At 43.4% G+C, this 11,936-nt stretch carries 9 protein-coding genes; all 9 read right to left on the reverse strand.

Features of this window, described 5'->3' with window-relative positions; all coding sequences use genetic code 11:
* Positions 1 to 14: 14 nt before the first annotated feature.
* The gene (gene truB / locus AWH49_RS05380; protein ID WP_063964907.1) at positions 15 to 908 is read right to left on the reverse strand and encodes a tRNA pseudouridine(55) synthase TruB; all 894 of its coding nucleotides are present in this window, start codon (positions 906 to 908) and stop codon (positions 15 to 17) included.
* Between the two features lie 82 nt (positions 909 to 990).
* Complete coding sequence (rbfA, locus tag AWH49_RS05385) at positions 991 to 1,347, reverse strand: 30S ribosome-binding factor RbfA (protein WP_034285487.1); 357 nt, start codon at positions 1,345 to 1,347, stop codon at positions 991 to 993.
* Positions 1,348 to 1,372: 25 nt separating this feature from the next.
* A complete protein-coding gene (gene infB, locus AWH49_RS05390; RefSeq protein WP_063964908.1) occupies positions 1,373 to 3,382 on the reverse strand; it encodes a translation initiation factor IF-2 in 2,010 nt (669 codons plus the stop codon).
* A 43-nt stretch (positions 3,383 to 3,425) separates the two neighbouring features.
* Positions 3,426 to 3,734: a YlxQ family RNA-binding protein gene (locus AWH49_RS05395; RefSeq protein WP_018392388.1), complete on the reverse strand. Its 309-nt coding sequence runs from the start codon at positions 3,732 to 3,734 to the stop codon at positions 3,426 to 3,428.
* A gap of 1 nt (position 3,735) precedes the next feature.
* Positions 3,736 to 4,011 carry an RNase P modulator RnpM gene (rnpM, locus tag AWH49_RS05400; RefSeq protein WP_018392387.1) on the reverse strand — a complete coding sequence of 92 codons (276 nt, stop codon included), beginning with the start codon at positions 4,009 to 4,011 and terminating at the stop codon, positions 3,736 to 3,738.
* A gap of 12 nt (positions 4,012 to 4,023) precedes the next feature.
* Positions 4,024 to 5,172 (reverse strand): transcription termination factor NusA, encoded by a 1,149-nt coding sequence (gene nusA, locus AWH49_RS05405; RefSeq protein ID WP_063964909.1) that lies wholly within the window; start codon positions 5,170 to 5,172, stop codon positions 4,024 to 4,026.
* Positions 5,173 to 5,212: 40 nt separating this feature from the next.
* On the reverse strand, positions 5,213 to 5,686 hold the full coding sequence (gene rimP / locus AWH49_RS05410) for a ribosome maturation factor RimP (protein WP_018392385.1): 474 nt from the start codon (positions 5,684 to 5,686) through the stop codon (positions 5,213 to 5,215).
* Between the two features lie 150 nt (positions 5,687 to 5,836).
* Positions 5,837 to 10,153: a PolC-type DNA polymerase III gene (locus AWH49_RS05415; protein ID WP_063964910.1), complete on the reverse strand. Its 4,317-nt coding sequence runs from the start codon at positions 10,151 to 10,153 to the stop codon at positions 5,837 to 5,839.
* A gap of 56 nt (positions 10,154 to 10,209) precedes the next feature.
* Positions 10,210 to 11,916: a proline--tRNA ligase gene (locus AWH49_RS05420; RefSeq protein WP_063964911.1), complete on the reverse strand. Its 1,707-nt coding sequence runs from the start codon at positions 11,914 to 11,916 to the stop codon at positions 10,210 to 10,212.
* Positions 11,917 to 11,936: the final 20 nt, after the last annotated feature.

The raw sequence follows: 11,936 nt of genomic DNA on the forward strand, positions 1-11,936 counted from the left end.
CACCTGTCTTTCTTTCAGTCTGGCATTACTTTGATCGGTTTGACTTTTCCTTCTTTTTCTGGATGAATCTGATAAATAGCAAGCAGTTCATCGTTTAAATAAACTGCTGCTTCTTTTTCTCCATCCGGCCAATCAGTAGGAACTGGCAGTACGGCTCCGTTTTTTATCGTCACTGCTACTGTATCAAATACGTTCCACTTCGGCAAATGAGAAACCGCGATTTCAACCGGCTTCAGCACGTCTTCTGGCATACTTACGGCAATCTCCTCCAATGTTACACAGTCTTTCTCGTAAAAGCCTCCAGAACTTGTGCGGACGAGCTTTGACATATGAGCAGGATAGCCAAGTTTTTCACCGATCATGACAGCCAGTGTTCGGATATACGTGCCTTTACCACATACTATACGAATGGAAAAGCGCACCGTCTCACCGTCATGTACAATACTGCTTATTAACTCAATTTGATCAATCGTCACGATTCTTGATGGCCGCTCAACGATTTCTCCTGCACGCGCATATTCATATAGACGCCTTCCATTCACTTTGACAGCAGAATACATCGGCGGTACTTGTTCAATCTGTCCAGTTAACTCCTCAAATATAAGCAGCAACTGCTCGGCTGTGATAGAAGCGTCTATTTTTTTTGATTCAATGACTGCACCCGACGCATCTTCTGTTTCGGTCGATATCCCGATCGTCACTTCTGCTTCGTACGTTTTGCCGCTGTCTGTTATGTATTCGGCGAGGCGAGTTGCTTTGCCAATACAAAGCGGCAATACGCCTTCTACATCAGGATCGAGCGTACCCGTATGGCCGACTTTTTTCGTTTTCAGTATTTTGCGCACTTTAAAAACGCAGTCATGTGATGTCATGCCTTTTTCTTTCCATAGTGGTAAAATTCCATTCATTTGACTGGCCTCCTTTCTTCATAAAAAAAGACGTCTGGCAGACAGCAAGATCAAGTCCGCTGCTGCCATGACGTCTATTTTCTTAGGTCGGTTCATTTGATGAATTGTCGATTTCTTTTAAGAGAGTATCAATCCGGCTGCCGTATGCAACCGATTCATCAAACTCAAACATAAGCTCCGGTGTTTTCCGGAGACGGATTCGTTGACCGAGTTCAGAACGGATAAAGCCTTTTGCTTTCGCCAGTGCTTTTAACGTTCCTTCCCGCTCATCTTCACCACCAAGCACTGTAATGTAGACAGTAGCTTGCTGCAAATCGCCGGTGACTTCAACATCTGTTACTGTTAAAAAACCGATACGTGGATCTTTCACTTTCCGGCTTAAAATATCCGTCAATTCTTTTTTCATTTGTTCTGCTACGCGATTTGAACGCATTGACATGTATATCACCCCTTAAAACGAAAGGTTATTTGCGCTCGATTTCCTGCTCGATGAACGCTTCAATAATATCTCCTTCTTTGACATCATTGAAACCACGAATCGTAATTCCGCACTCATAGCCTTGCGCAACTTCTTTTGCATCATCTTTAAATCGTTTCAAGTCATCGACTTCACCTTCAAAAATAACGATGCTATCCCGAATTAAACGTACGCCCGAGTCACGGGTAATTTTGCCTTCTGTTACATAGCTTCCGGCAATCGTACCGATTTTCGACACTTTAAACGTTTGGCGCACTTCAGCCTGTCCAATAATTTTTTCTTCAAATTCTGGATCAAGCATCCCTTTCATCGCAGATTCAATTTCTTCGATGACTTTATAAATAATACGGTGCAGACGCACTTCTACTTTTTCCACATCCGCTGTACGTTTCGCATTGACATCAGGACGGACGTTAAATCCAATCACAATCGCGTTTGATGCAGATGCGAGAATAATATCTGATTCTGTAATCGCACCAGCACCTGTATGAATAATTTTGACGTTAACGCCTTCCACTTCGATTTTTTGAAGGGCAGCAGCTACCGCTTCGACTGAACCTTGTACGTCCGCTTTCAAGACGATGTTCAAATCTTTCATTTCGCCTTGTTTCATATGTTCAAACAAGTTATCAAGACTGACTTTTGTTTTTTCACTGCGCTGTGCTTGAAGTGCTTCTTGTGCGCGAGTTTCACCGATTTGACGAGCTGTTTTTTCATCTTCAAATACAACGAAACGGTCTCCCGCGAGCGGTACATCATTCAAGCCTGTAATTTCAACCGGTGTCGATGGACCAGCTGTTTTCACACGTCGTCCAACATCATTCACCATCGCACGAACACGGCCAAATGTATTGCCGACTACGATCGGATCACCGACATGAAGTGTTCCGTTTTGAACGAGCAATGTCGCAACAGAACCGCGGCCTTTATCAAGCTCTGCTTCAATAACGGTACCCATTGCACGGCGCTGTGGATTTGCTTTCAACTCTTCTACTTCTGCGACGAGAAGAACCATTTCAAGCAATGTGTCAATTCCTTCTCCGTGCTTCGCTGAAATCGGAACGAAAATGGTTTCACCGCCCCATGCTTCTGGAACGAGACCATGTTCTGTTAATTCTTGCATCACACGATCCGGGTTGGCCGCGGGCTTATCAATTTTATTAACCGCCACAATAATCGGCACTTCCGCTGCTTTTGCATGGTTGATCGCTTCAACGGTTTGCGGCATAACACCATCATCCGCAGCCACAACGAGAATGGTAATATCCGTCACTTTCGCACCACGTGCACGCATTGTCGTAAACGCCGCATGTCCAGGTGTATCGAGGAACGTAATTTTCTTTCCATTCGTTACTGCCTGGTAGGCACCTATATGCTGTGTAATACCGCCGGCTTCACCTTCTGTTACTTTTGTGTTTCGAACTGAGTCAAGCAGCGTTGTTTTACCATGGTCAACGTGACCCATGATCGTCACAACCGCTGGACGTTCATCCAAATTTTCTTCTGTCGTTTCTTCTTCAAAATAGGTTTCAAGATCCGCTTTGTCGATTAGTATTTCTTCTTCTACTTCGACATTAAATTCACTTGCAACAAGTTCTATTGCATCTTTATCAAGCTCTTGATTGATTGTCGCCATGACGCCAAGCATGAACAACTTTTTAATGACTTCTGACGGTTCAACGTTCATTTTCTTTGCTAACTCTGCTACTGTCAGTGAGCCTGAAAAAACGATTTTTTCTGGAATTTCTTTCTTCTTAACGACGGGCTGCGGTCTTGGAGTTCCTTTACGTTGGCCTCCCGAACGGCCTTTGCCACGTGGTCCGCCATTAATTCCGCGTTGTCCTGGCTTTGAAGCGCCACCACGTGCACCTCCGCCTGTTTTCTGCTGTACACCTGGTTTAGATCCAGTCGGTTTTGGTTTCGCCGGTCCACGATTCTGTGCCGGCTGGCTTGCTGATTTATTCGTTGTTTGTTGATTATTTGTTTTATTATCCAAGTTTAAATGGCCTCCTTGTCATGACAGTCATATACATATGCTGTCATTCCCCATCGATAAGCGTCTTCAACTTTTTGGCGAAACCAGCATCGGTCACAGCAACAACGACTCGGGCATCTTTTCCAATTGCCTGCCCTAGTACAAAGCGGTCCTGTATCCGTCTGAGCGGTACGCCATAAAAGTGCGCCTTATCGGTAATTTTCTTTTCTGTATTACGCGATGCATCTTCTGATAAAATAACGAGTTTTGCATTCCCACGCTGAATTTCTTTGACAGTCAATTCTTCACCGGAAATAATTTTGCCTGCTCGAGTTGCAAGTCCTAAAAATGATGTCCATGGCTGGCTAGCCATATTAATTTTTGTCCTTTGCAATAATTTCAAGCAATTCATCATAAATGGATGACGGGATTTCCGCACTGAGCTGGCGGGCAAGAACATTTTTTTTCTTCGCTGCTTCCACCGCTTCTTTTGATTTTGTTACATATGTGCCGCGCCCTGACTTTTTGCCGGTCGGGTCAACAGACACGTCTCCTTCTTTTGAACGGACAATGCGGATCATTTCTTTTTTCGGTTTCATTTCACCCGTGGCCGCGCATTTGCGGAGCGGGATTTTTTTGGGTACGGGCATCGCTGTTCCTCCTTATTCGATGTCTTCTGAAAAGAAATCTTCAAGGTTGGTATCTGACGCTGCTCGTTCAAACTCGTCATCTTGATCAATGGATACGCTGTTTTTAGACGACGGATATATACCGGCTTCACGTGCGTCTGTTTCACTTTTAATATCTATTTTCCAACCTGTTAACTTCGCTGCAAGTCGTGCGTTTTGTCCACGTTTTCCGATGGCCAGCGACAATTGATAGTCCGGAACAATAACAGTCGTTGCTTTATTTTCTTCATCGAACGTCACTTCAATGACTTTTGCGGGACTAAGAGCATTTGCTACAAATACAACAGGGTCATCTGACCATTTCACGATATCAATTTTTTCACCTTTTAATTCGTTGACAATCGCCTGTACACGGTTTCCTTTAGGTCCAACACATGCTCCAACGGGATCGACTTCTTGATTTTCAGAATGCACCGAAATTTTAGACCGGTCACCTGCTTCGCGTGAGACAGAGCGAATTTCGACTGTGCCATCAAAAATTTCTGGCACTTCAATTTCAAATAAACGCTTAAGTAACCCTGGATGTGTACGTGATACGAAAATTTGCGGTCCTTTTGTCGTCCGTTCCACTTTTGTAATAAATACTTTTATACGGTCATGCGGTTTGTATGTTTCATTCTGCATTTGCTCTGACTGTGGCAAAAGCGCTTCGATTTTACCGAGACTGACATAAATGAATCGGGCATCCTGCCGCTGTACAATTCCCGTCATAATGTCTTCTTCACGATCAATAAATTCAGAATAAATAATGCCGCGTTCTGCTTCACGCACGCGCTGCGTAACGACTTGCTTTGCTGCCTGTGCTGCAATACGGCCAAAATCTTTTGGTGTCACTTCCAGTTCAACAATATCGCCAATTTCGTAAGCCGGGTTAATCAATACCGCATCCGGAACCGCAATTTCAAGCCGTGAATCAAATACTTCGTCAACGACTTCTTTGCGTGCATATACACGTATTGAACCGCCTTCAAGATTTAAATCCACCCGCACATTTTGAGCTTGATTGAAGTTACGCTTATAAGCGGAAACAAGTGCTGCTTCTATTGCATCAATTAATACATTTCGTTCGATACCTTTTTCTTTTTCAAGATAAGTGAGGGCATCATATAGCTCTGAGCTCATTGGCTAAAAAGCCTCCTTACATAAATATCTTATTAATTTTTTAAAATGTAACAGCAAGACGTGCTTTTGCTACTTTATTCAAAGAAATCGTCAACTGTTTTTTACGCGTTTTTACCGCATATTCAATCGTTAGTTCTTCTCCGTCAAACGAAAGGAGTTTGCCTTCATACGTTTTTTCGCCGTCAATCGGTTCGTAGAGCTTTACATTTACATGTTTACCGACAGACCGTTCGAAGTCTTCCTTTTTCTTTAATGGTCTTTCTGCACCGGGTGACGACACTTCGAGGAAATAATTGTGTGGAATCGGATCCGGATCAAGCGCGTCCAATTTCTCGCTCAAACGTTCGCTGACCATGGCACATTCTTCAATATCAATGCCGCTTTCTTTATCAATGTACAATCGCAAAAACCAGTTTTTTCCTTCTTTAACATATTCCATTTCAACAAGTTCAAGATTCAATTCTTCAATGATTGGTTCGGCAATTTTCTCTACCGTTTCGATGATTTTACTCATTGTTTTGTCCTCCCGCATGAAAGAATTTGTTTCGGAACATCCCCGCAACAAACACGAAAGAGTGGGGGCGGCCCACTCTTTCGAAGAGAGTTATCATGCAATTTCCATCTTTAAGGATACCATAATTAGGTCCTTTTTGCAAACAGCACATTAGAACAACGACAGTTGGTTCTGGTCAGGCAATGCATCTAGGCAGCCCATCTTCTCCAAGTATTCCATAATCGTTTTTGATACTTTCCCCCTCTGCTGTAAATCTTCTTTCGATAAAAACTCGCTGTTCGCTCGGGCAGCAACGATATTTTTTGCTGCGTTCGTACCAAGACCCGGTATAGCGTTAAACGGTGGAATGAGTGAACCGCCATCAATGATGAATTCATCAGCACTCGAGCGGTATAAGTCTACCTTTTGAAAAGTAAAACCCCGTTCAACCATTTCAAGTGCTAGTTCAAGCACCGTCATTAAGTTCTTTTCTTTTGGCGATGCATCGAGTCCTTTTGAATTGATTTCCTGAAGCAATGCTTTAATCGCTGCCGACCCTCTCGACATGACATCAATTTCAAAGTCTTCTGCACGAACCGTAAAGTACGCTGCATAATACAAAAGAGGCAAATGAACTTTGAAATACGCAATCCGTACCGCCATTAACACATAAGCGGCCGCATGGGCTTTCGGGAACATATATTTAATCTTTTTACATGAATCAATATACCATTCAGGTACTTCATTTTTACGCATTTCTTCTTCCATTTCATCCGATAAGCCCTTCCCTTTACGGACAGACTCCATAATTTTAAAGGCGAAAGCGGGATCGAGTCCTTGATAAATTAAATACACCATAATATCATCCCGACAGCCGATCACATCTGACAGTTCGCAAACACCTTTTTGAATCAGTTCCTGTGCGTTCCCTAGCCATACGTCCGTTCCATGAGACAGTCCGGATATTTGAACGAGTTCTGAAAACGTTGTCGGCTTCGTTTCTTCAAGCATTTGCCGGACGAATCGCGTACCGAATTCCGGAATACCGAGCGTTCCTGTTTTACACATAATTTGCTCTTCTGTCACACCGAGTGATTCGGTACCGCTGAAAATTTTCATCACTTCCGGATCATCCGTCGGGATTGTTTTCGGATCAATACCAGACAAATCTTGTAGCATCCGGATGACTGTTGGATCATCATGTCCGAGAATATCTAGTTTCAGCAAGTTATCATGAATGGAATGGAAGTCAAAGTGGGTCGTTTTCCATTCCGATTTATCAGAATCAGCTGGATATTGAATCGGTGAAAAATCATAAATATCCATGTAGTCTGGTACAACGATAATTCCACCCGGATGCTGACCAGTTGTCCGCTTCACACCCGTGCATCCTGACACGAGGCGATCTACTTCAGCACTACGATATTGTTTCGTATACTCTTCCGCATACTTTTTTACGTAACCATAAGCGGTTTTTTCTGCCACCGTTCCGATCGTTCCTGCTCTAAACACATACTCTTCACCGAATAGCTCTTTCGTATAGTTATGAGCGCGCGGCTGGTATTCACCGGAAAAATTCAAATCAATATCCGGTACTTTGTCTCCTTTAAAACCAAGGAACGTTTCAAATGGGATGTCATGTCCGTCTTTTTTATAAGGAATGTAGCAATCTGGACAATCTTTATCTTTCAAGTCAAAACCCGAACCGACAGAACCGTCATCGAAAAACTCGGATTTTTTACATTGCGGACAAACGTAATGCGGCGGCAGCGGATTGACTTCGGTAATTTCTGTCATCGTGGCAACAAATGATGAGCCAACAGAACCACGGGAGCCAACGAGATAACCATCATCAAGTGATTTTTTTACAAGTTTATGTGAAATAAGATAAATAACAGCGAACCCGTGTCCAATAATACTTTTCAATTCTTTTTCAAGACGTGCTTCCACAATTTCAGGCAGATCATCGCCGTAAATACTTCTCGCCATCCCGTAACTCATTTCGCGCATTTCTTCGTCTGCGCCTTCAATTTTTGGTGTAAACAAATCATCTTTAATCGGCTTAACATCTTCAATTAAATCGGCAATTTTATTCGTATTATCGACGACAATTTCATGTGCTTTATCCGCCCCGAGAAACGAGAATGCCTCTAACATCTCATCTGTCGTACGAAAATGAACGTCTGGCAATGTTTGACGGTTCAGTGGATTCGCACCGCCCATCGATGAAATTAAAATATGCCGGTACACTTTGTCTTCTTCATTTAAGTAATGCACATTTCCTGTTGCAACAACTAATTTCTTCTGTTCATCTCCGAGCTGAATCATATTCCCAATAATATCTTCAAGTCCTGCTTCGTTTTTTACAAGCTCCATTTCCACAAGTGGTGCATAAACAGCTTTTGGCTGCACCTCGAGGTAATCGTAAAATTCAGCTGCCTGACGCGCTGTGTCCATCCCTTTTTGCATCATCGCTTCAAACACTTCACCCTTATTACAGCCTGAACCGATTAATAAACCATTCCGATGTTTTTGTAATACAGAACGCGGGATGCGCGGTACACGATAAAAATAGTCAATGTGCGACTTGGAAACAAGCTTAAATAAGTTTTTCAATCCGTCCGCATTTTGTACTAATATTGTACAGTGGTAAGGGCGTGCCCGTTTATACGCGCCGCCTTCCCCCATATAATTATTAAATTCATTGTGACGTTTTATGCCTTTTGCATCCGCGTCTTTCAATAGCTTTAGTAAAATATAGCCCGTCGCTTCTGCATCATATATCGCTCGGTGATGCTGTGTTAATTCAACATCGAATTTTTTTGCCAATGTATTGAGCCGGTGATTTTTCATATCAGGATAAATGAGACGGGCTAGTTCGAGCGTATCAATGACCGGATTTCCTATTCGGCCAATACCGTATTTTTCATAACCCGTTTGAATAAAACCCATGTCAAATGAAGCGTTATGGGCGACTAATATCGAGTCGCCGCACCATTCTTTAAAATCACCCAATGCTTCATCGACATCCGGTGCATCTCTCACCATTTCATCTGTAATGCCTGTTAACTCAATCGTCGTCGCAGAAAGCGGATGATGTGGATTCGCGAACCGCTCAAACCGATCGATAATGTCACCGTCTTTTATTTTAACAGCGGCCAATTCAATGATCGTATCGTATACAGCTGACAATCCAGTTGTTTCAACGTCAAAAACAACGAACGTATCGGTGGCAAGTTCTCTGTCTGCATCTTCATACGCAATGGGTACGCCATCATCAACAACATTCGCTTCCATGCCATATAAAATTTTCACGCCATTCTTTTTTCCAGCGCTATACGCTTCTGGAAACGACTGAACAACGGCATGATCCGTAATCGCAATCGCTGAATGTCCCCATTTTTTCGCTTGACCGACGAGCGTACTGACCGATGTAACAGCGTCCATCTGGCTCATGGGCGAATGAAGATGAAGTTCTACCCGCTTCTTTTCTGCGGTATCTTCACGTGACGGCGAACGAATTTCATTAATATCATTAGCAATCATGACTAGGTCGCGAACGAACGTATCATTTTGAACCGATCCTCTGACACGCACCCACATTCCTTTTTTGACACGATTAAATATTGCTGCATCTTCTTTATCACGGGAAAACATTTTGATCATTAATGAATCTGTGTAATCCGTAATTTTAAATGTAAGCAGCGTACGGCCGCTGCGCAGTTCTTTCGTTTCCGCATCAAAAATATACCCTTCCGTTGCAATACGGCGTTCTTCATCGATAATTTCTTCAAGCCGTTTAAATTCACTGTCCGGCTTAATCGTATACCCAATCGTAACAGGACCCGAATCTTCTGTAGCACCGGAGTCCTGCTCTTTCGCACGATTTTGCATCTCCACAACCGCTTGTCTTGCCCGTTCCGCATCTTCTTTTCGCTTTTCTTCAAGAAACTTCTCATACTCTTCATTTTGCGTATTCTCTGTTATTTGCACGTCAAATGTAAGCGGCGGAAAGCCAAGACTTTCATATATATCACAAAGGCGGCGTCCATATTTATTTTTCAGTGCCATGCCTTCCATTTCATTTTGCGTACGAATGATTAATTTCGTTCCAGATACACCTGGCTGCTGCTCGTTTAACGCAGCAAGAATCGGTGGTGCAATGCCATCTAACTGGCGAACACAATAGGACCAGTAGTCTAAAATATGCTCCGGCGTACAAGATCGGTTATTGACTTCAATGGCAAACGTAATCGAAGCAATAGACGAAAATGTACTTGAAAGTGCATCAGCAAAACGTATGAGAACACTGCTTGGAATAAGTGCCGGTGCCGAAAAAACGAAATGCCATTTTTTATCTTGTTTATGGACAGTCAACTTTTTAATTTCAGTGTCATCAAAATGACGTACAACTGCGTCTTCCGTTAAGCGGAGTTGTTCAAGCAAAATTAAAAAGCGGCTCCGACCGTCGGATGATGATCCATTCATGTTCATTCCCCCTTACGTATAAGAGGATGAACGGCAAATGCCGGTCATCCTCTTTTTTAAATCGTTCCTTGCAAGTCATGAATGACGTTGATAACATTTTCAACAGATGATTCAATGACGTCACCTGTTTTACGTACTTTGATTTCCACTATGCCTTCTGCCGCTTTTTTACCGACCGTGACACGTACTGGCAAGCCAATTAAGTCGCTGTCTGTAAATTTAACGCCTGCGCGCTCAGCACGATCATCCATTAATACACTGAAGCCTGACTGTCGAAGCGTGTCATAAAGTACGTTCGCTGCATTCACCTGAGCTTCATCTTTCACGTTAACCGGAATTAAATGCACATCAAATGGGGTAAGAGTAGCCGGCCAGACAAAGCCTTTCTCATCGTTGAACTGCTCGGCAATCGCCGCCACAATACGAGAGACACCAATACCGTAACAGCCCATAATCATCGGCTGTGTACGGCCATTTTCATCCAAGTATACAGCATTCATCGCTTCACTGTAACGTGTACCTAATTTGAATATATGGCCGACTTCAATGCCTTTCGCAAATTGAATGGTGCCTTTTCCATCCGGTGATGGGTCGCCTTCTAAAATGAATCGAAGATCCGCAAATTCAGATATATTAAAATCACGTGCAATATTTGCATTCACGTAATGCCAGCCGTCTTCATTTGCACCGCAGACAATGTTCGTCAGCGACTGAACAGCCTGATCAGCAATGATTTTCACATCTGCCGGCACACCTACTGGACCGAGTGAACCGAACGTTGCGCCAAAAATTCGAGCCGCTTCCTGTTCCGTTGCCATTTCGACCGTTCCCGCATCTAGGTAGTTTTTCAATTTAATATCATTAATTTCATGATCGCCACGTGCAAGCACGATGACCAGTTCTTCATCTACTTTAAAGACGAGCGTTTTCACGCACTGTTCAGCTGGTACGTTCAAAAAGGCTGCTACAGATTCAATCGTTTTAGAATCCGGTGTTTCCACTTTTTCAAGCGGTTTTGGTTCGTCATTGCTTTTCTCGTAAACCGTCACAACCGGTGCCATTTCAATATTTGCTGCATAGCTCGATGTATCTGAATACGCAATCGTGTCTTCACCGATCTCAGACAACACCATAAATTCATGGGTATCTTTCCCGCCCATAGCTCCTGAATCCGCAATAACAGCACGGAAATTCAACCCGCAGCGCTGGAAAATATTCGAATACGCTTCAAATAAACGATCATATACCTCATCCAGACTTTCCTGAGAAGAATGAAATGAATAGGCATCTTTCATAATGAATTCACGGCCGCGGAGCAAGCCAAAACGCGGCCGTTTTTCATCGCGAAACTTCGTTTGAATTTGATAAAGCGTAAGCGGCAGGCGTTTATATGATTTCACTTCATCACGAACGAGAGCCGTAATGACTTCTTCATGTGTGGCGCCGAGTGCGAATTCACGTGAATGACGGTCTTTCAAACGCATCAATTCCGGACCGTACGTTTGCCAGCGTCCTGATTCCTGCCATAACTCTGCCTGCTGCAAGGCCGGCATTAATAATTCTACTGCTCCTGCGTCGTCCATTTCTTCGCGGACGATGTCTTCTACTTTACGAAGCATTTTTTTACCGAGTGGCAAGTAGGTGTACACACCACTCGCATTTTGCCGGATAAAGCCGGCGCGGAGAAGGAGTTGATGACTTTTTACATCCGCATCAGCCGGCACTTCTCTCATTGTTGGAATTAACGTTTTACTTTGCTTCATTCAATCGCACCTCGACTAGA

The sequence above is a fragment of the Domibacillus aminovorans genome (assembly GCF_001643235.1).
Taxonomy (GTDB): Bacteria; Bacillota; Bacilli; order Bacillales; family Domibacillaceae; genus Domibacillus; species Domibacillus aminovorans.